This window comes from Bifidobacterium pullorum subsp. saeculare, from assembly GCF_016899725.1.
Classification (GTDB): Bacteria; Actinomycetota; Actinomycetes; order Actinomycetales; family Bifidobacteriaceae; genus Bifidobacterium; species Bifidobacterium pullorum_C.
On sequence record NZ_JACLYU010000002.1, the window covers coordinates 58,073 to 77,213 of the forward strand.

At 65.9% G+C, this 19,141-nt stretch carries 18 protein-coding genes and 1 tRNA gene; 3 read left to right on the plus strand and 16 right to left on the minus strand.

Annotation, left to right across the window (positions count from 1 at the left end; genetic code table 11):
- Nucleotides 1–37: 37 nt before the first annotated feature.
- The 15 genes from H7U32_RS01650 to eno all read right to left on the minus strand — a co-directional run bounded on the left by H7U32_RS01650 (nt 38) and on the right by eno (nt 15,250).
- Complete coding sequence (locus tag H7U32_RS01650) at nt 38–3,373, minus strand: bifunctional glycosyltransferase/CDP-glycerol:glycerophosphate glycerophosphotransferase (RefSeq protein ID WP_204467481.1); 3,336 nt, start codon at nt 3,371–3,373, stop codon at nt 38–40.
- A gap of 41 nt (nt 3,374–3,414) precedes the next feature.
- Nucleotides 3,415–4,206 carry an ABC transporter ATP-binding protein gene (locus H7U32_RS01655; RefSeq protein ID WP_204467482.1) on the minus strand — a complete coding sequence of 264 codons (792 nt, stop codon included), beginning with the start codon at nt 4,204–4,206 and terminating at the stop codon, nt 3,415–3,417.
- A complete protein-coding gene (locus tag H7U32_RS01660) occupies nt 4,196–4,981 on the minus strand; it encodes an ABC transporter permease (RefSeq protein WP_323804548.1) in 786 nt (261 codons plus the stop codon). The genes H7U32_RS01655 and H7U32_RS01660 overlap by 11 nt, the downstream gene beginning before the upstream one ends.
- Before the next feature lie 36 nt (nt 4,982–5,017).
- Nucleotides 5,018–6,295 carry a CDP-glycerol glycerophosphotransferase family protein gene (locus H7U32_RS01665; protein WP_204467486.1) on the minus strand — a complete coding sequence of 426 codons (1,278 nt, stop codon included), beginning with the start codon at nt 6,293–6,295 and terminating at the stop codon, nt 5,018–5,020.
- Nucleotides 6,292–6,795 carry a glycerol-3-phosphate cytidylyltransferase gene (gene tagD, locus H7U32_RS01670; RefSeq protein WP_239457414.1) on the minus strand — a complete coding sequence of 168 codons (504 nt, stop codon included), beginning with the start codon at nt 6,793–6,795 and terminating at the stop codon, nt 6,292–6,294. The genes H7U32_RS01665 and tagD overlap by 4 nt, the downstream gene beginning before the upstream one ends.
- Before the next feature lie 4 nt (nt 6,796–6,799).
- Nucleotides 6,800–7,987, minus strand: coding sequence for a CDP-glycerol glycerophosphotransferase family protein (locus tag H7U32_RS01675; protein ID WP_204467488.1), 1,188 nt, complete (start codon nt 7,985–7,987; stop codon nt 6,800–6,802).
- Between the two features lie 179 nt (nt 7,988–8,166).
- Nucleotides 8,167–8,649 (minus strand): GreA/GreB family elongation factor, encoded by a 483-nt coding sequence (locus H7U32_RS01680; RefSeq protein ID WP_204467490.1) that lies wholly within the window; start codon nt 8,647–8,649, stop codon nt 8,167–8,169.
- Between the two features lie 40 nt (nt 8,650–8,689).
- The gene (locus H7U32_RS01685; RefSeq protein WP_204467491.1) at nt 8,690–9,100 is read right to left on the minus strand and encodes an FKBP-type peptidyl-prolyl cis-trans isomerase; all 411 of its coding nucleotides are present in this window, start codon (nt 9,098–9,100) and stop codon (nt 8,690–8,692) included.
- 121 nt (nt 9,101–9,221) lie between these two features.
- The gene (locus H7U32_RS01690) at nt 9,222–10,667 is read right to left on the minus strand and encodes an L-serine ammonia-lyase (protein WP_204467493.1); all 1,446 of its coding nucleotides are present in this window, start codon (nt 10,665–10,667) and stop codon (nt 9,222–9,224) included.
- Between the two features lie 28 nt (nt 10,668–10,695).
- Nucleotides 10,696–11,277 (minus strand): cadmium transporter, encoded by a 582-nt coding sequence (locus tag H7U32_RS01695; RefSeq protein WP_204467495.1) that lies wholly within the window; start codon nt 11,275–11,277, stop codon nt 10,696–10,698.
- Nucleotides 11,278–11,419: 142 nt separating this feature from the next.
- Nucleotides 11,420–11,499: transfer RNA gene (locus H7U32_RS01700), tRNA-Leu, on the minus strand.
- Nucleotides 11,500–11,558: 59 nt separating this feature from the next.
- Nucleotides 11,559–12,560 (minus strand): Ppx/GppA phosphatase family protein, encoded by a 1,002-nt coding sequence (locus H7U32_RS01705; protein WP_204467497.1) that lies wholly within the window; start codon nt 12,558–12,560, stop codon nt 11,559–11,561.
- Nucleotides 12,561–12,644: 84 nt separating this feature from the next.
- Nucleotides 12,645–13,253, minus strand: a complete 609-nt coding sequence (locus H7U32_RS01710) for a DUF501 domain-containing protein (protein WP_440201419.1) — start codon at nt 13,251–13,253, stop codon at nt 12,645–12,647.
- The gene (locus H7U32_RS01715; protein WP_204467498.1) at nt 13,250–13,816 is read right to left on the minus strand and encodes an FtsB family cell division protein; all 567 of its coding nucleotides are present in this window, start codon (nt 13,814–13,816) and stop codon (nt 13,250–13,252) included. Before H7U32_RS01715 ends, H7U32_RS01710 begins: the two co-directional genes overlap by 4 nt.
- A 135-nt stretch (nt 13,817–13,951) precedes the next feature.
- Nucleotides 13,952–15,250: a phosphopyruvate hydratase gene (gene eno, locus H7U32_RS01720; RefSeq protein WP_204467500.1), complete on the minus strand. Its 1,299-nt coding sequence runs from the start codon at nt 15,248–15,250 to the stop codon at nt 13,952–13,954.
- Between the two features lie 372 nt (nt 15,251–15,622).
- Here eno and H7U32_RS01725 point away from each other — a divergent pair, with 372 nt between their 5' ends.
- From H7U32_RS01725 to H7U32_RS01735, 3 genes are all read left to right on the plus strand, one after another.
- Entirely contained in the window at nt 15,623–16,369 is a 747-nt protein-coding gene (locus H7U32_RS01725) for an ABC transporter permease (protein ID WP_239457415.1), read from the plus strand.
- Between the two features lie 77 nt (nt 16,370–16,446).
- Nucleotides 16,447–17,487 carry an ABC transporter substrate-binding protein gene (locus H7U32_RS01730; protein WP_204467502.1) on the plus strand — a complete coding sequence of 347 codons (1,041 nt, stop codon included), beginning with the start codon at nt 16,447–16,449 and terminating at the stop codon, nt 17,485–17,487.
- Between the two features lie 11 nt (nt 17,488–17,498).
- Nucleotides 17,499–18,230, plus strand: a complete 732-nt coding sequence (locus H7U32_RS01735; protein WP_239457416.1) for an ABC transporter ATP-binding protein — start codon at nt 17,499–17,501, stop codon at nt 18,228–18,230.
- Nucleotides 18,231–18,244: 14 nt separating this feature from the next.
- On the opposite strand, the gene H7U32_RS01740 is transcribed toward H7U32_RS01735, so the two are convergent.
- Nucleotides 18,245–19,075 carry a formate/nitrite transporter family protein gene (locus H7U32_RS01740; RefSeq protein WP_204467504.1) on the minus strand — a complete coding sequence of 277 codons (831 nt, stop codon included), beginning with the start codon at nt 19,073–19,075 and terminating at the stop codon, nt 18,245–18,247.
- Between the last annotated feature and the right edge of the window lie 66 nt (nt 19,076–19,141).

The following is a 19,141-nucleotide window of genomic DNA, read 5'->3' on the forward strand; positions in this document are numbered from 1 at the left end:
CGACATCTCAACTCTGCTGACGCCCCGACCGGCACCTTCATCGGAACACACGGCCGTAAATCTGTTCGCAGGCGTGGCCAGTCTCGAAGATGCAGTAATGCTCGCGGAACCGCGCATAGGCGTCGGCGTAGCGCTCCTGCACTTGGTCGATGTTCTGAATTGCTGCAATTACCTGATCCGTATCGAACAGCAGCGGACCGGGCGCTTCTTTCTCTAGATCGATGTTGAAACCTCGAAGATTGTCACGGTAATCCTCAAGGTCATAGGTGAAGAACAGCAGAGGCCGTCTAAGAATCGCATAGTCAAACATCAGCGAGGAGTAATCGGTGATGACGATGTCGGAGACGAGGAATAGCTCCTCCATGCTGGCCACGTAGCTGAGGTTGAGCACGCGAGGATCAAGCGAATCCTTATCCAGCCCGGCAAGGGCGAGATGGTGCACGCGAAGGCCAATCTGGTATTCGTCGCCAAGCCTATCTAGCATCTCGGCAAGGTCAAGCTCCAAATCGAACCGTCCGCTTTTGCGCCAAGTCGGAGCATAGAGCACCAGCTTCTTGTTGGAATCGATGCCGTACTTATGTTTCAATGCCGCGATATCCTCCTGGGTGTTCTTGGCAAAGAGAACATCATTGCGGGGATACCCTGTCTCCAGATAGGCGTTGCGGTACGCGTAGCAGGAACGGGTGATGTCCTCGACCTTGGTGCTTTGGACGACGAGATAGTCCCATCGGGCGCATCGCCGCAGAAAGCTGTCGATGGACCGCTGCGTCGGGGAATCGCCGGGTACGTCCAGGCCAAGCGTCTTTAGCGGCGTACCGTGCATGGTCTGCACCTCGATCTGTCCGGAACGCTTCTCATACGCATCGATGAAGTTTACGTTGTTGAACAGATACTTTGCCCGTGCCATGACATAAAAGTATCGGAACGATCCCTTGACTACGCGTCGTGGATCCCCCTCGATGGCGATACGCGGATCCGCGACGGACCAGATACACGTGTATTCGGGGTGATACTTCGCCATGTAACGGTACATCGCACCGGGGTTGCAATCTGCCTTGCGTCCCCAGAACGATTCAAAGACAACCCACTTGCGCTTGAGCGGAAGCAGCCGCATCATCGGATACACATATTTGGCGACAATCCGCCTGGCTCGCTTCGACCGGTCAAGTCGCCCGGGAATGCGTTTCACCGTAACAAGGAAGCGAGTGGTACGCGTGGCGGCCCAGTATCGGTGATCTCTCACCTGAACTGTGCCGATGGGCAGTCGTTTGTCGCAGGTGTTGTAGGACACGAAATCCAGCGGATTCCCGGTCACATCGTCTCCGAAAATATGAAGCTCGTATGCGTCATCGCGCATAGCTGCGGTCTGATCACTGTCACCAAGAGCGATGGATATCTGTAAATGCCATTCACCGACAGAGGAGTCACGAATCGGCTCCGTGTGGAAGGCTAATGGAATGCAGGCGCCGAACTTCCGGCCCACCAAAGTTGCGGAATGGATTTTGGCCATGCCTGCTTCGGCAGGAATCGTCAGATTCATGGAAAGCGTCGAGCCTTCAATGCAGCAATTCCTCATCAGGGCGCCCCATGGCATCAGTTTGATTCCGAGCTTGCCATGACGGTTGGCGACGCAATACAGCAGTCCAGCGTCGCAGTGATGGAATACAGGCGTGGTGGCCGTATAGGGTTCCTCGAATGTGGTCCACGCGGTCAAGGATTCCTCGGTATGAAGCACCTCATGAGACCCGTCCTCACGCGTCATAGCAACAGTGTGATCGTCGATCAGATCGACCGATGACACCTCGGTAGAGCAATCCACCACGTCGATGCACAGGTCGTAGCAGAAGTTGTACGTGAGAGAAACCACCTTGTCACCGATACGCATGGCGAAGGGACGGGGAGGATCGCCGGCAATGGGCTGCCCAAGACGGCGACGGTCGCAAGACAGACCGGAAACCGTGTATCCGAAGTCCACGCGGTAGCGTCCTTCAGGAAGACCGGACAGGGTTTCGGTGGGAATCGTCAGCTGGTAGCGGTCATACTTATTGGTTCGGCGTACGATTCGTCGATAGTTACGGCTGATGTTGAACCGATGCGGTTTGGAGGACGGTTCAAGTGTCATAGAAACTGGCCGAACCAGACTTCCCTGCTCATCGACTAATCTTGCGCTCACGGATGCGTCATCGCGCTTCCTCACATCCATTCGGTAGGCGCTCATCGAGCCGCCAACAGTCAGTCCGCTCTCGTCCAACTTGGCGAAACGGACATGCTGTTTCAAGGAGAATCGCCGCAGTTCGTAGGTCATGTCCTTGAGCGATGAATCCACCTTGAAGGGGAAATCACCGTGGAAACGGCCATTTCCGTCGGCTTTGACGCGCAGGGTCTTCATACCCATCTTCTCAAACTGCAACACATCTTGCAGCATCCCCAGGTCCCGTCGAGCGATGGCATGGTATTTGAGCCGGTTGATTGCGCGAATGCTGTCAAATGCTTCGGCTTCCACCTTATCGAGATAGTCTCCGACGGTGGATATAACCTCATCCACATAATCGTCATTCGCATCGCGCAGTGCGTTGACATACAAGCGTAGATCCATGTCAAGCCATTTGACGTCCTTGGCAACGGTGAGCGCATGGTCATCGACATTGGATTTGAAAAAGTCATCGACCATGGAGATGGCTTTGACACGATCTCGGAAATTTTGAATCTCGGTCCGTCGCTGGGTGATAGAGGCGGAGACACCGTCACGCGCACGCCATCGATACACAGTTTTGTTAAGATAAGCGACCTTGTTGGCCTTCCAGTGCGCAGGCACTGTCACTGGGATATCCTCATAGAGCATCCCCTCAGCCCACATGAGATGCTCGCGCTCGTAAAAATCACGCCGGAACAGCTTGTTCCAGGCGGTGGTGTCATACAACAAATCATGGTCACGGGAGATATGCATCACCTCAGTGGCATCACGAAAGGCACGACGATGGAGACCACTGGAGTAGGTGCGACGCGAGTTGAAGCGCACCACATCGCCGACCACCATGTCTGCACCATGCTTGTCGCCGAGTGCGGCCATCTCCTCGTACGCGTAGGAGGGAATCACATCGTCGGAATCTGCGAAACACACATATTCACCATGCGCGAAGCGAACCCCATAGTTACGGGCATGGCCAAGCCCTCCATTTTCGATGTGATGGCAACTCACAAAGGAGTGACTGGCCGCGAACGCGTCAGCCACCTTGCCACTACCGTCAGTGGAACCGTCATCGACAAGGATGACCTCGATATCGTCAAGAGTCTGCTTTGCCAAGGACTCGAGACAGTCCTCCAGATATTCGACGACGTTGTATATCGGAACAATGACACTGACCTTTACCATGGATATTTTCTCCTCTTTGCGAATGTGCTGCGTAACGTCGTTCACTGCGCCGTGTAGTAGTCCACGGCCTCGCCGATTTCCCCGGAGAATTCGGCGTGACCCTTGCGAATCACGATGCCCTGAGTGCAGAATTCCTTGGCCATAGCGATCGAATGCGTCACAAACAGCACGGTGACGCCCTCCTTCGCCATGATTTCGTGCACGCGTTCCCGGCACTTCTTCGAGAACTTCCGGTCGCCGACGGACAGCGCTTCGTCCACGACGAGGATGTCGGGGCGGATGGACGAGGAGAAGGCGAAGCCGAGGCGGGCCCTCATGCCGCTGGAATACGTGCGCATCGGCTGGTCGATGTATTTGCCCAGCTCGGAGAATTCGACGATCTCCGGAATGAGCGCCTTCGACTCCTCGGCCGAAAGCCCCCACAACTGGCAGCGCATCTGGATGTTCTCCATGCCGGACAGGCGCATGTCGAATCCAGCCGAGAGCTCCAGCAGCGCGGAGACCCGGCCGTGCACCTCGATGGTTCCCGACGTGGGGAAACAGACCCCGGTGATCATCTTCAACGCGGTCGATTTGCCGGCGCCGTTGTCGCCGATCAGGGCAATGGACTCCCCTCGCTTGCAGGTGAAGCTCAGATCGTCGCTGGCGTTGACGGTCGTGTACTTCACCCGTTTGGAGAAAGTGGCGAGCAACCGTTGCTTGTCGTTGCGGAACAGTTTGTAGGTCTTGTTCACATGGTCGAAGCGGACGGCGATGGGATTGGACGTGTCCTCGTCGCGGATCACGGTCGCGTCTCCGATGCGGGTCAGGGAGGGCGAGGGCTTAGATGACATCGGGGACCTCCATGTACAGGCGGCGGTAGTTATGCATGGCAAGGAACACGAAGAACACCAGGACCGCGAGGAACGGCAGGAATGACGTGTAGTCAGCCCACACCCATTGCTCGTAGACGAAGCAATCACGGACCGCCTCGGCGCACCATGCCACCGGATTGAAGGCCATGATGACGCGCGCGACATGCGGTAGCTTGTCCAGCTCGAAGAGAATGCCGGAGAGCCAGAAGAACGGCGTGCCGAGCGTCTTGAGCAGGTTGGCGAAGTCGCGCGAGATCGCGCTCAGCGGGGACAGCGCCATCGACCAGCACACCCAGAAGACGAACATGAGCGCCAGGACCAAGGGCAGCTGCAGCAGATATACGCTCGGGAAAATGCCGAAGCATGCGGCCACCACCACAGTGAAAGCGAGCATGCACACGAGCACGATCATGAGCGAGAGCGTGTAGAACGTGGAGATGAGTGACAGCGGAAACTTAATCCGGTTCACCAAGTACGTGTACCGCTTGTACACGTCGCTGCCCGTCGTGATCATGCCGGACATGAAGAACCAGGGGAACACGCCGGCGGCCAGCCACAGCAGGAACGGCTTGCCATTGACGTCACTGGAGCTGCGCAGACCGAATTCCAGCGCGAACCAGAACACGAGGATGTACACGGCCGGCTTGGCAAACAGCCACACCTTGCCCAACGCGGCGCCGCGGTAGGTCTTCACCAAGTCGATCTTCGCCAGATTCCATACTTGGTGCCGCCATCGCCAATTCTCTTTGATCACGGAAAGCAGCATGATGGGTCCCCTGTCAGACGTCTCTTATTTCCTGAACACCCGCTCGAGCACACGCTCGGAGGCGCGGCCGTCGTCATGCGGGCAGTAGGTCTGCCGGAATGCGCGGTAGGCGTCGCCGTACCGCTCGGGCCAGGCGTCGAGCTGGTGCAGCTGGTCCGCCACCTGTTCGCTGGTCTCGCACTTCGGCGCCGGAATCGCGTCGAAGTCGAGGTAGAAGCCTCGGATCGACTCGTCGTAATGCTTCCTGTCGGGCACGAACAGCACCATCGGCCTGCCGGTGTTCGCGTAATCGAACATGACGCTCGAATAGTCCGTCACCAGCACGTCGGCCGCCAGATACAGGTCGTTGACATCGTCCACGCCGGAGACGTCGACGACGAAGTCGCCGTACGCGGAGAAATCGAAGCGGTTGGCGATGTAGTAGTGGGCCCGGAACAGCACCGTCCACCCCTCACCCAGCTCGCGGCGCAGCAGGTCCAGGTCCAGCAGGTAGTCGAAGGTGTAGCCGACGCCCGCCCGGTAGCTGTCGTCCCGCCAGGTCGGCGCGTACAGCAGCACCTTCCTGCCGTCGGGAATGCCCAGCCGTTTGCGGATGGAGGCGAGCGTCACGTCGTCGTTGCGGGCCAGCTCGTCGTTGCGCGGATACCCCTCCTCGATGACGACGGCGCCGCGCTTCCCCTCCGGCAGACCGAACGCATCGCACAGGTGCCGCGTCGTATAGGCGGACGGCGAGAGCAGGTACGTCCATTTGCACGCGTCCAGCCCGAAGCGGGAGGCGAGCTCGGCGGTGGTGTTGAGCGCGTTGGACGTCTCGATCGTGACGTCGTAGCCCAGGCGTTTGAGCGGCGTGCCATGCCAGCACTGCACGTAGGTCTGCCCTTTGCGTGGCCACACGTATTCCGGCAGGCGCGTGTTGAGGATGAGCGTTCCCGATCCGGCCAAGGCCTCGTAGTAGTCGCGGCTGCCGCGCGTCACGATGCGGGTGCGGTCCCCCAGTTCCCGTTCCGCCGCCTCGCGTTCCTTCTCACGCACCGACCAGACGAAGCGGTAGCCGTCGTAACGCCCGTCGGCCAGCATCGCCTGGTACAAGGCCTTGGGCGAGCAGGATATGGACCGTCCGCCGTAGGCTTCGAAGAACACTTGGCGGGCGTCCATCGTCACTCCCTTGCTCAGGCGCTCGTACCGCCATCGTTGCACACGCCAGTAGGTGTGCCGCACCATCAGCCTGAGACGAGGCGTATGGCGCAGCACCGCGAAGGCCGCGGTCCGGGCGGCCCGATGGACGCCGCCGTTGGACTTCACCGGGCCGCTCCCCCGTCGGAAAGCCGTTCCTTCACCTCGGTGGTGGAGATGCCGTCCGTACGGTCCAGGTACACCAGGTCGCAGAACTCGCGCAGGTACTCGAAGCGGGGGCTGCCCTTCCAGTCGCCGCCCATGCACACGATGTCCACCTTGTAGTCGAGCACGTCGCTCTGCTTCTGCTCCCAGCAGTCCTCGGGGATCACCAGGTCGACGTAGCGCAGTGCCTCGAGCATCTCCTTGCGCACGTTGTACGGGTAGAAGCTGCGCTTGCCCTTGGAGGCGTTGAACTCGTCCGTCGACAGGGCCACGATCAGGTAGTCGCCCAGCGACGCGGCCCGCTGCAGCAGGCGGATGTGCCCGTAGTGCAGCAGGTCGAAGGTGCCGTAGGTGAGCACGCGGCGCACGCCCACGTGGTTGTCGCCCCGGTACAGTGCCTTGGTGGATTGGAGTTCCACCGTGGCGGGGTCATACTGGTTTACGTTGTCAGCGACCATGGTCATCGGACTATCCTTTCTTTCCCTCAATGCCTGAGTCGATAAGCGGGGACAGGGCGCGCACAATCCGTTCGCATGTGCCGTCCTTCGCGTCGCGAAGGTCGTCCACTCCGTAGCCGCGCATGAAGGCCGCGAACGCGTCGGCGTCGTAGGTCTTCCCGTTCCTCTGGTCGTCCGCCACGAGCCGGCCCAGCTCCCGCGCATCCTGGAAGGCGAGGGAGGGGAGGTCGCGCACCGGGTCGATGTTGAGTCCCGGCGAGAGACGGTATTCCGCGATGTCCGGCACATAGAACAGCACCTTGCGCTGTGCGAGCGCCGCTTCGAAGGCGATGGCGGAGTAGTCGGTGACCACGTAGTCGGCCAGACCCAGCGCGTCGATGGAGGGCATCGCGCGCAGGTAGCGCACGTCCGCACCCGCCGTGCCGTCCGTCTCCTGGCTCCGGTCGAGCGGGTGCCCGGAGACGACGAGCGCAATCTCAGAGGGCAGGGCCCGCCGCAACGCGTCCACCGCGTGCCGCTGCCAGTGCGCGTCGCGTGGATGCTTGCGGAACGTGGGCGCGTACAGCACCACGTCGCCCTCATGCCGGGTCAATCTCAGGCGTTCGCGCACCACATCCGTGCGGCGCTCACGCAGCCGCGCATACCCTGGGTCAAGCAGATAGTCGGCGCGAGGCAGTCCCAACGGCACGATGCGGTCGGCGCCATAGCCGAAGGCCTCGGCAAACGCGCCGCGTGCGCCGGCCAGGCCTGCTATCACCAGGGCATAGCCGCGATGCATGCCCAGGGCACGCGCCTCATGCGTGGTGCGCCCGGCAGGGGTGTCCAGCGACTGACGGCCGAAGCATTTGATCGCGCCCATCGCATGCCACAGCTGCACGCAGGGCGGCAGCTTCGCGGCCGTTCGCGCGGAGATCCGGGGGATGGAGACCGAGGGGACGTATCCGTCCACGATGCAGAGGCTGGAGGTGATGGAAAGCCAGAGCTGGCGGAGTCCGGTCAACGGGCCCAACCGCCCGCCTTTGCGCACGCAGCACCACACCACGTCGTATCCGGGGAACGCGCGGTTGAGATATGGTTCCAACAGTTTGAAGTCAAAGGGTCGCGCGGACTGACGCGACAGCAGCGCGATGCGCCGGCGGCGGGGGAACAGCATGAGCACGCCGCTGATCAGGCGTATGGCCCATGTGATGATCTCCATTGCTCCCGCCTTGTCGCTTCTCCCTAAGGTGAACAGACGGTAAACGTACCCCCCCGCGACAAATTCGGGGGCCACCCTACTGTTCCCCGTCTCACTCCCCTGTCAAACAGCATACGGCCCGGCCCCGGAACCCATGGAGGTTCCGGGGCCGGGCCGTATGTGGGTGCGCCGCGCGGGGCTCAGGACTCGAGCGGCTTGGACTCCTTGATGACCACGGTGATCTCGCGGCCGTTGGGGGCCTGGTAGCTCACGGTGTCGCCCGCGGCATGGCCGTTGATGGCGGCGCCGATCGGGGACTCGGGGCTGATGATGTCGTGGTCGGTGGCAATCGCGAGGTCGCGGCTGCCGAGCACATACACCTTCTCACGGCCGTTGATGTCGAGCGTGACGAGCGAGCCGTCGCCCACCTTGCCCGCGGGCGGGGCGGTGAGGATCTTCGCGTCGCGCAGCTTGACGGTGAGCTCGTCGATGCGGCCCTGGTTGGTGCGCTGCGCCTCGCGGGCGGCGTGGTAGCCGCCGTTCTCCGACAGGTCGCCCTCGGCGCGCGCGGCGGCCACCTTGGCGAGGATCTCGTCACGGTATTCGCCCTCGCGCCAGGCGAGCTCCTCCTTCATCTTGTCGTACGCCTGCTGCGTGAGCAGGTAGACCTTCTCTTCGGCCATATTGACTCCGGTCCCTTCGGGATGTGTGTGGATGGACGGTTCAGCGGGTCGAGATGATGTCGACCACGAACACGATGGTGTCCTCGCCGCCGATGCCGGCCTGCGGCGCGCCGTGCGAACCGTAGCCGTACTCGGGCGGGATGGAGATGAGCAGGCGGGAGCCCACGTTGTGGCCGGGCACGGTCTGGTCCCAGCCGCGGATGACCTGGCCCACGCCGATGCCGAAGCTGGCCGGCGCATGGCGGTCGAAGCTGGAGTCGAACGGCTCGTCCTGGCCCCACACCACGCCGTGGTAGTTCACGGTCACGGTGTCGCCGCGGCGCACCATCGGACCATCGCCCTCGACCAGTTCGACGGCCTTGAGGCCCTTGGGGGCCGCGGCGTCCGGGAACTCGATGACGGGGCGGGCGCCGAACTCGGCGTTGACCTGGGGCATGTTGCTGTCAGCCATGCAAGCCTCCTCATGCTGATGCCGCCGGGGTGGCTTCCCCGGGGCGTTCGAAAGACAATGCCACATAGCCTACCACCTCCGCCCGCTCATCGGACGGCGGTTACGCGTCTGGCGGCATGCCTCAGCATTCGACGACGTTGACCGCCAGCCCGCCTTCGGAGGTCTCCTTGTACTTGGCCATCATGTCCTCGCCGGTCTGCTTCATCGTGCGGATGGCCTGGTCGAGCGTGACGATATGACTGCCGTCGCCGAGCATGGCCATGCGCACCGCGTTGATGGCGGTGTTCGCGCCCATCGCATTGCGTTCGATGCACGGGATCTGCACCAGGCCGCCCACCGGGTCGCAAGTGAGGCCCAGGTTGTGTTCGATGCCGATTTCGGCCGCGTTCTCCACCTGCCCGGGGGTGCCGCCGAGCACGGCGGCCAGGCCGGCGGCGGCCATCGAGCAGGCGACGCCCACCTCACCCTGGCAGCCGACCTCGGCGCCGGAGATGGAGGCGTTGCGTTTGAACAGGTAGCCGACGGCGCCCGCGGTGAGCAGGAAGCGGATGACGCCGTCTTCATCGGCGCCGGCGGCGAAGTGCCAGTAGTACTGGAGCACGGCGGGGATGATGCCGGCGGAGCCGTTGGTCGGAGCGGTGACGATGCGCCCGCCGCCGGCGTTCTCCTCGGAGACGGCGAGCGCGAAGAGGTTGACCCAGGCGGCGTCGGAGGCCTCGAGCGCGGCGTCGACGCGGCGGTCGTCGCGGCGCAGCACGTCGCCGCTTTGGGTGAGCCGCTCGTACATGCGCGGGGCGCGGCGGGGCACGTCGAGTCCGCCCGGCAGGACGCGCTGGGAGCTGGTGCAGCCGTGTTCGACGCATTCGCGCATCACGCGCCACACGTCGAGCAGGGCGGCGCGCACGTCGGCGGCGGGGCGCATCGCGGTCTCGTTGGCCCAGACGACGCCGGCGACGTCCAGGCCTTCCCTGCGGCAGATGGCCATGAGCTCGTCGCAGGTGCGGAAGGGGTGGGGCACGCCGTCGCCGTAGCCGGTGGCGGCGTCGGCCGGGGTCGGGGCCATGGGGCGGTCGTGGATGCCGATCATCAGGTCGCCCGGGGTGCCTTGGCGCACGAATCCGCCGCCGATCGAGTACCAGACCTGCTCGTCGACGAGGCTCGAGGCCGCGTCGAAGGCTTGGAACCGCATGCCGTTGGCGTGCGCGGCCATGCGCTGCCAGCGTTCGAATGCCATGTCGTGCGCGTAGTCGAAGGGGATGCGCCGTTCCCCGGCCAGCAGCAGGCCGCCTTCGGCCTCGACATGGGCGCGGATGTCCATGAGACGGTCGGTGTCCACGGTGGCGGGTTCGGCGCCTTCCAGGCCGGCCATGACGGCGCGGTCGGTGCCGTGGCCGAGTCCGGTGAGTGCCAGGGAGCCGTAGAGGACGACGCGCACGCGCGCCACGCGGTCCAGGGCCCTGCAGGCGGCGAGGGAGCGGGCGAAGGATGCGGCGGCGCGCATCGGGCCGACGGTGTGCGAGGAGCTGGGGCCGACGCCGATGGAGAACATGTCGAGAATGCTGAACACGGCCCCGAGCTTACCGCACCCGGTCCCGTCAGGCGACGGTTTCCACCATGCCCGCGAGCATGACGGCGCCTGCGACGGCGAGCAGCATGGTCATCACGGCCACTGCGACCACGATGGCGTGGCGTTTGGCGAGGGTGGGAGCGCCCAGCGAGGCGGCGAAGAAGGCAAGCGCGCCCAGGCAGGCGGAGCTAACGCCCATCGCGATCATCTCGGCGTTCGACATGACGCCGGCGCCGACCGCCGCGGTGATCGAGTTCGTGATCGAGGCGATGACCAGCAGGCCCCACACGGCGTAGCCCACGGCGCCCATCGCCGCGTAGGCGAGCGGACGGAACTTGGCGCGCATGCGCAGCGTGAACGATTCGACGCACCATAGCAGCGCGAAGCCGACGACGTAGGAGAACATCACGGCGAACACGCAGGCGACGAGCGCCCACGATCCCACCGGGAACACGCCGGGGACGAAGCCGACGACCAGCGGGGCGCAGCAGATCTCGCCGAAGCACAGCACGGCGGCGATGATGACGGCCTGCACCGGCATCAGCGGCCAGACGTCCACCTCGCGTCCGTTGCTCCGGCCGCCGCCCAGCTGTTTGCGATCCGATGCCATGCTCCGCTCCTCCCGGTTCCGGCGCCGGTCTTGCCCGGCGCCGTCTGTACCAAACGGCATGGAAGCCTACCGTGCCCATGCAACGGCGATGTTTCGGCGGGCTGTGCGCGGCGGCGGGGCGTCCATGCCCCGTCGCACACCGCGCCCCCGGCGGGACTCGAACCCGCACGCCGCAGCGGCTGATTTTAAGTCAGCTGTGTCTACCGATTCCACCACGGGGGCATGGCGCGTCCCCTCCTTTGCGCGAAGGGAAGCGCCTTATATGTTACAGGACGGTGTGCTCAGGCGGCGAGCAGGCGCCGCCCGTAGTCGAGCACGATGCCGTCGAGCAGGCCGTGTTCGCTGGCCACGAAGGAGTCGATCACGCCGCCGTGGTCCTCGCGGGCGGCCTCGGCCACCTTGGCGAGCACGCGGCTCCACACGAGCGCGCCGCCGCCGACCACGTCGATGCGTCCGGGATGGATGGTCTTGTATGCGGAGCGTTCGGCGCGGGTCATGTTCAGGAAGCGATCGTCCACCGCGTAGGCCTCCTCCAGCGGCAGGCGGTGGCCGTCCACGGCGCGGTGGTCGTATGCGGTCAGGCCCATCGCCAGCGCCGTCATCGTGGTGACGGTGCCGGAGACGCCGATGATGGTGCGGGTGCGGCCGGCGGGCACCGTGGCGAAGGCCTCGTCGATGTGCCGGTCGATGTCCTCGACGGCCTGGGCGATCTCGGCGGGCGTGGGCGGGTCGGTCCTCAGGTGGCGTTCGGTCATGCGCACGGAGCCGATGTCCATCGAATAGGCGGCGGCCACCCGGTCGGCGGGCAGGGTCTCGCCGTCGCCGCCGAGCACGAGCTCGGTGGAGCCGCCGCCCAGGTCCACGACGAGGTACGGGGCGGGCAGCTCGCCGCGGTCGACCACGCTGGTGGCGCCGAGGAAGCTCAGGTCGGCTTCCTCGGTGCCGGGGATGACCTCGGGGCGCACGCCCAGGATCCGTTCGATCCCGTCCTCGAACTCCTCCCGGTTCTGTGCGTCGCGGGTGGCGGAGGTGGCCACGAAGCGCAGCCCGTCCACTTGGTGTTCGGCGAGGATGGCCGCGAATTCGCGCGCGGCCTGGTAGGCGCGTTCCAAGGCCTCGTCGGCGAAGCGGTGGGTGCGGTCCACGCCCTGGCCGAGGCGGATGACGCGCAGCTGGCGCGGCACGATCTCGTGCATGCCGGCGGCGTCCACGCGCGCCACCTTGAGCCTGATGGAATTGGTGCCGCAGTCGATGCCCGCGACGGTGACGGATTGCCGTGCCATGCCTGTCCTTTCGTTCTGGTGTCTCTGGTTTCCTGGTGTGAGTGGTCCTTGTGGTGCGGCGTGCGCGGCGCCCGGCCCGGTGTGTCAGTCCACGCCGACGGTGCAGCGGCAGACGGCGGGGTCGAATTCGCCCGCGGCGATGACGCGGTCGAGCGCCAGGTCGCCGATGGGGTTGACGCCGCGGCCCATCACCAGCGTCTGGCCGAGCAGGGCGTGCAGGCATTTGACGCGCACCGGCATGCCGCCGGCGGAGATGCCCTGGATATGCGTCTCATCGTCGCCGAGGCGTTCGGCGAGCTCGTGGCGGAACGCGAGGTAGAGGCGGTGCGCGGCCTCGTAGGCGGCGCGCACGGACTCGTCGTCGGCGACCAGCGCGCTGTAATCGTTCATCGTGCCATCGGCCTCGACGTGGGAGATGGCCTTGACCGCCTCGGGGCTTGTCAGGTAGCAGGTGGTCGGGAAGGGCACGCCGCCCGGCAGCAGCGGGCGGGTGACGACGGCGAGCGGGCGGCCGCACACGCAGCGGGCGCCCACGGCGACCATGCCGCGCGGGTAGCGGCCGAGCTGCCGTTCAACGAGGGCGATCTCCTCGTCGGTGGCCGGCTGGGCGAGGATGCGGTCGACGAGTGCGGCGGCGCGGGCGCGCAGCGTCTCATCGGACGGCGTCGGGGCGGCGGTGGATTCGTCGGTCACTGGGTCTGTCCTTTCTGCTGGGACTGCTGGCCGTGCTCCGCACCGGAGCCGGAGTCGTTCCGCTGGGCGGCGCCGTCCGCGGCGTCCCCCTGGTCGGCCTGTTCGAAGGAATAGTTGAGCTCGCTGTACCACGGCAGGGCCTTGGTGGCGTCGTCCCCGCTCTTGCCGGCGGTGGCGCCGGAATCGTCCTTGCCGCCGGTGACGGCCTGCGGGTTGAGCACGGTGACGGACTGCTCGCCGGGGAACACGAAGCCGAGGCGCTCCCGGGCCTGGGCGGCCACGTAGTTCTTGTCGTCCCAGCGGGAGATGTCGTTGCGCAGCTCCTTCTTCTCGGCGACGAGCGCGGCCTCCTGGCGTTTGAGGTCGTTGAGGCGGGCCAGGTCGAGCGCGTAGTCGTGGAAGGTGGCGACGAGCTGGATGGCGCCGATGGCGACGATGAACAGGGAGACGAAGAAGGCGATGGGCCCGGATCGACCGGTGCGGCGGCGTTCGGTGCGTGCGCGGCCCCTGCCGGAGCCGCCTGCTGCCGCCCCGCGCGGGGGTCTACGGGTTCGCTCGCTCATGGAACGAAAAACTACCCGCCGCCTTCGACTCGGGAAGGCGACGGGTAGTCTCGCTATGCCGGGGCGGCCGGCCTCACGCCGTGCGTCGGCCGGCGGCGCCCCGCGCGTCGCGTGCGCTCAGACACGCGGACGGGCTCACTTGGCCAGGTACTTCTTGCAGGCCTTGAAGGCGCTGTAGCCGGCGTACTGAGCGGTGGAGCCGAGCTCCTCCTCGATCTCGAGCAGGCGGTTGTACTTGGCGACGCGCTCGCCGCGGGCCGGGGCACCGGTCTTGATCTGGCCGGTGTTCTTGGCGACGGCCAGGTCGGAGATCGTGGTGTCCGGGGTCTCGCCGGAGCGGTGGGAGACCATGGAGGTGAAGCCGTTCTTGGTGGCCAGCTCGATGGCATCCAGGGTCTCGGTGACGGAGCCGATCTGGTTGAGCTTGACCAGCAGGGAGTTGGCGGCACCCATGTCGATGCCCTTCTGCAGGCGCTTCGGGTTGGTGACGAGCAGGTCGTCGCCGACGAACTGGAGGCGGTCGCCGAGCTCGGCGGTGATCTTCGCCCAGTCCTCCCAGCCTTCCTCCTGGTACGGGTCCTCGATGGAGACGATCGGGTACTCCTCGATGAGCTGCTCGTAGAAGTCGAGCATGTAGGAGGCGTCGCGGTCGTCGCCCTCGAAGTGGTACTTGCCGGTCTCCTTGTTGTAGAACTCGGAGGAGGCGACGTCGAGCGAGATGCCGATCTGCTTGCCCGGCTCGTAGCCGGCGGCGGAGATGGCGTCCATGATGTAGTTCAGGGAGTCCTTGTTGGACTTCATCTTCGGGGCGAAGCCGCCCTCGTCGCCCAGGCCGGTGTTCAGGCCCTGCTTCTTGAGGACGTTCTTGAGGGTGTGGTAGACCTCGACGCCGGCCTGGAGGGCCTCGGAGTAGGTGTCGAAGCCGTAGGGGGAGATCATGTACTCCTGGATGTCGGTGGCGAAGTCGGCGTGGGCGCCGCCGTTCATGATGTTCATGTTCGGCACCGGCAGGATGTGGCCGTTGGTGCCGCCGATGTAGCGGTACAGCGGCAGCTCGGCGGACTCGGCGGAGGCATACAGCGCGGCCAGGGACACACCCAGGATCGCGTTGGCGCCCAGACGGCCCTTGTTCGGGGTGCCGTCGAGCTCGATCATGAGGTCGTCGAGGGCGCGCTGATCGGAGGCGTCCATGCCGATGATCTTCGGAGCGATCTCCTCGTTCACGGCCTTGACCGCGTTGAGGACACCCTTGCCGCCGTAGACGGACTTGTCACCGTCGCGGCGCTCCCAGGCCTCGGCCTCGCCGGTGGAGGCGCCGGACGGGACCAGGCCACGGCCCTGGGCACCGTCCTCGGTCTCCAGGTAGACCTCGACGGTCGGGTTGCCGCGGGAATCAAGAATCTGGCGTGCGTACACGCTTTCGATTGCTGCCACAACTACTCCTTCATTTGGGTTGTGAAATGACATGCATAACAATAGTGCGATTCGCGGACGAGGGGAACAACACGCCGAAAACATGATGTGAGCGCTCACAGCGCCGGCATGGCCGGCCTATGCCCGTCCCCACCCGGGCGCATGTCCCGCCCCGCACCCACAATGAAGCGCGACACGGGGTGCCCGGGCCAAGGCCTTAAACACGCTGGGCCCCGGCGGCGCGACAAATAGGCGCCGCCGGCGCGAAAGCCGGCCGGCTGGGCTGAGATCACACTCGTCGAACCTGATGTAGTTAGCACTATCGAAGGGAATGTCACATTGTTCGACGACTCCATGCGTCGGCCGGCCCGGGGGCTCCCCCGCCGGCTTCTCATGGCGGCGGGACCCTGGGCTTCGACGCTCGTCCTGTTCCTGTGGTGGTTCCTCGCCACGCGCTCCCCCGCCTCATCCCGTCCGCTGCCCTCGCCGGCCGAGGTGCTCGCGGCAGGCCGCGACCTGGCGGCCGAGGGATTGCTATGGCCCTCCGTGGGCACGAGCCTGGCGCGCGTGCTCGCCGGCCTCGCCCTCGGCGTCGCACTGGCGGTGCCCGCCGCCGTGCTCTCCGGCGCCTCCCGGATCGGACTGGCCGTCATCGACCGGCCGGTGCACATGCTGCGGGCGATTCCGTTCCCAGCGCTTTCGCCGCTGTTCATCATCTGGCTGGGCATCGATGAGCTCATGAAGGTCGCGCTCATCGCCGTGGGCGTGTTCGGCCTGGTCTACGTCAATGTGCGCGACGCGATCCGCGGGCTCGACCCGCGTCTGGCGGAGCTGGCGCGCGCCTACCGGCTGCCACGCGTCCTCGTGTTCCGCCGCATCCTGTTCCGCGGCGCCCTGCCCGGTTTCTTCACCGGGCTGCGGTTCGCGATCACCGTGGCATGGATCGCGCTGGTGACCTGTGAGACCGTCAACTCCACCGTCGGCATCGGCTATGTGCTCGCCCGGGCCCAGCAGTTCTCGCGCACCGACCAGATGATGCTGTGCGTGCTGCTCTACGCCCTGCTTGGTCTCGCTTCCGAGGCCGTGGTGGCCCTGCTGGAGCGCCTCCTGCTGCCGTGGCGGGCCGCGGCGGCGCGCTGACGCCTGCCATTCGGCTCCCCTTATTCTTCCCCCCCCCCCATCCGTGATTCCCATTTCTTTCAAGGCAAGGACCTGATATGACCATCCGTTCCACGACCCCCACGTTCCCCACCCGTTCCGGCGCGCCCGCGACGCGCCGCGCGCGCCTGGCTCGCCGGGCGGCCGCCGCCTGCGCCGCCGCGGCGATGCTGCTGCCCGCCGCCGCCTGCGGATCCGCGTCCGACGCCAAGCCGGCCGCGGACGGCGGCGCGGACACCGTGCGCGTCGCCTACCTGTCCACCGCGAACTACCTGACCACGCTCAAGGACGACAATGCCGCGCTCAAGGCGATGGAGCCGTACCAGGCGGACTTCTCCGGCCCGTTCAACCCGCCGGACGACGCCTACCAGGTGGTGATGTCCGGCCGCGCCGACGCCTCGAGCACCGGCACCGGCCACTTCATCAACCTCGTCTCGCAGGGCGCCCCGTGGGTGGCGTTCGCGATCGAATGGTACGACGGCGACTCGCAGGGCATCGTCGCCGCGCCCGGCTCCGGCGTCACCTCGCTCAAGGACCTGTACGGCAAGCGCGTGGGCATCGACAAGAAGGGCGCCACCGGCGACTACGTGCTGCGCGCCGCCTTCGCCCACGCCGGCCTCGACTACGCCAAGGTGGAGAAGGTGGAGCTGAGCCAGACGGACTTCGCCGCCGCGTTCTCCTCCGGCAGGATTGACGCGCTGGCCACCTACGACCAGAACCTCGCCGCCGCCATCGCCACCCCTGGCGCCAAGCTGCTCGTCACCGGAGACGAATACGACTCGAAGAACGTGTCGCTGCACATGGTCTCCAAGGACTTCGCCGACGCGCACCCCGAGGCCGTCAAGGCGCTGTACCGCGCGCTCGTCGCCGAATCGGACGCGGCGGCGAAGGACCCGGGATTCATCTACGAGGCCTACCGACGTTTCGGCGCCTCGGAGCAGATCGTCGACCAAATCAAGGGCTTCGACGTGCCGAAGATCCTGCCGGTGGATGCCAAGGGCCGCGGCATGCTCGAGGACATCGCCCGCCAGTACGTTGACTTCGGGTTCATCGACGCCATGCCGGACCTCGACGGCCACGTCCTCGACTGCACGAAGTAAGGGGCCGGACGATGGCACGGACCATGACGACGGGGCGCGACGGCCGGCCGCTGGCGACGGTACGGGACGCGGCAATCGCCTTCGACGGGACGCCGGTGCTGCGCGGCGCGTCACTCACCGTACGCCCCGGTGAGTTCGTCGCGCTCATCGGCCGGTCGGGGTGCGGCAAGTCGACGCTGCTGCGCATCGTGGCTGGCCTGGTGCGCCCCGACACCGGCGAGGCGGCCACGACCGCGGCCACGGCCTTCGGCTTCCAGGACTCGCGGCTCATCCCCTGGATGCGCGTGTGGGACAACGTGACGCTCGGCCTGCCCGGCGGCAAGGCGGCCCGCCGGGCCCTGGCGCAGCGGGCGCTGGCCGAGGTGGGCCTGGCGGACCATGTGGACGCCTGGCCGGCGTCCCTGTCCGGCGGCCAAGCGCAGCGCGCCTCGCTCGCGCGGGCGCTGGTGCGCGAGCCGGAGCTGCTGCTGCTCGACGAGCCCTTCGGCGCGCTCGACGCGCTGACCCGTCTCGACATGCAGGACCTGCTGGCCTCGTTGCAGGCGCGCGAGGGATGGGGCGCGCTCATGGTCACCCATGACATCGCGGAGGCGGTGCGGCTGGCCGACCGGATCTGCGTGCTGCGCGGCGGCGTCATCGCCGCCGACGTGCCGGTGGACCGGTCCCGGCTGGACGGCGAGGGCCGTCCCGAGGACCACGACGCCGTGGAACGGCGCCTGCGCGCGGAGTTGCGGCGGGCCTGACGCGGGTCCGCCGCTCAGACAGCCTGGGCGGCGGGCCTGCGGTTGATGAACCAGTAGCCGAGCGCGACGACGACGGTGCCGCCGACGATGTTGCCGAGCGTGGCGGCGGACAGGTTGGCAAGGATGCCGGGCACCGTCAGCGCACCGGCCGCGTCCGTCCCATAGCCCATGAGGCTGGAGACCAGGCCGATAGGCAGGAAGAACATGTTGGCCACGCAGTGTTCGAATCCCATCGCCACGAAGCCGGCGATGGGCAGGAGGATGCCGAGCACCTTGTCGGCCACGGAGCGGGCGGAGAAGCCGACGCGCACCGCCAGGCACACGAGGATGTTGCACAGGATGCCGCGCACGAACAGCACACCCCATCCGGGCGTGACCTTGCCCACGGCGGTGGCGACGGCGGTGGCGCCCACGGCCCCGTCGTTGAGCCCCATCGTGCCGGCGAGCGCGATAAGCGTGACCAGCAGCAGGGCGCCGGCGAAGTTGCCGAACCAGACGATGACCCAGTTGCGCAGCATCGCGGGCCAGGAAATGCGCTTGGAGGCGAGGTCGGAGGCCATCAGGGAGTTGCCGGTGAACAGTTCGGCGCCGCAGCACAGCACGAGCACGAGGCCCATGCAGAAGGCCAGGCCGCCGAGGAAGCGCTTGGGGCCCCAGGTCAGGGCCGGGTCGGAGGTGATGATGAGGAAGAACAGGGCGCCGAATCCGATGAACATGCCGGCAAACATGGCGGAGACGAAGGCCTTCGCGCCGGTGAGGCGCGTCTTGGTCTCGCCGGCCTGGTTGACGGCCTCCTCGGTCTCGGCGGGGGTCAGTGCGTTGATATTGATGATGGTGTCGCTCATGGGGCCTCGCTGCTCGGTGATCGGGATATCCGACCGCCCAGTGTACCGGCCGTCCGGGGCGCGACA

Coding starts and splice junctions, on each gene's coding strand:
- H7U32_RS01650 (WP_204467481.1), bottom strand. CDS start 3,373: ATGGTAAAGGTCAGTGTCATTGTTCCGATATACAACGTCGTCGAATAT.
- H7U32_RS01655 (WP_204467482.1), bottom strand. CDS start 4,206: ATGTCATCTAAGCCCTCGCCCTCCCTGACCCGCATCGGAGACGCGACC.
- tagD (WP_239457414.1), bottom strand. CDS start 6,795: ATGACCATGGTCGCTGACAACGTAAACCAGTATGACCCCGCCACGGTG.
- H7U32_RS01675 (WP_204467488.1), bottom strand. CDS start 7,987: ATGGAGATCATCACATGGGCCATACGCCTGATCAGCGGCGTGCTCATG.
- H7U32_RS01680 (WP_204467490.1), bottom strand. CDS start 8,649: ATGGCCGAAGAGAAGGTCTACCTGCTCACGCAGCAGGCGTACGACAAG.
- H7U32_RS01685 (WP_204467491.1), bottom strand. CDS start 9,100: ATGGCTGACAGCAACATGCCCCAGGTCAACGCCGAGTTCGGCGCCCGC.
- H7U32_RS01695 (WP_204467495.1), bottom strand. CDS start 11,277: ATGGCATCGGATCGCAAACAGCTGGGCGGCGGCCGGAGCAACGGACGC.
- H7U32_RS01705 (WP_204467497.1), bottom strand. CDS start 12,560: ATGGCACGGCAATCCGTCACCGTCGCGGGCATCGACTGCGGCACCAAT.
- H7U32_RS01715 (WP_204467498.1), bottom strand. CDS start 13,816: ATGAGCGAGCGAACCCGTAGACCCCCGCGCGGGGCGGCAGCAGGCGGC.
- H7U32_RS01725 (WP_239457415.1), top strand. CDS start 15,623: ATGGCGGCGGGACCCTGGGCTTCGACGCTCGTCCTGTTCCTGTGGTGG.
- H7U32_RS01730 (WP_204467502.1), top strand. CDS start 16,447: ATGACCATCCGTTCCACGACCCCCACGTTCCCCACCCGTTCCGGCGCG.
- H7U32_RS01735 (WP_239457416.1), top strand. CDS start 17,499: ATGGCACGGACCATGACGACGGGGCGCGACGGCCGGCCGCTGGCGACG.
- H7U32_RS01740 (WP_204467504.1), bottom strand. CDS start 19,075: ATGAGCGACACCATCATCAATATCAACGCACTGACCCCCGCCGAGACC.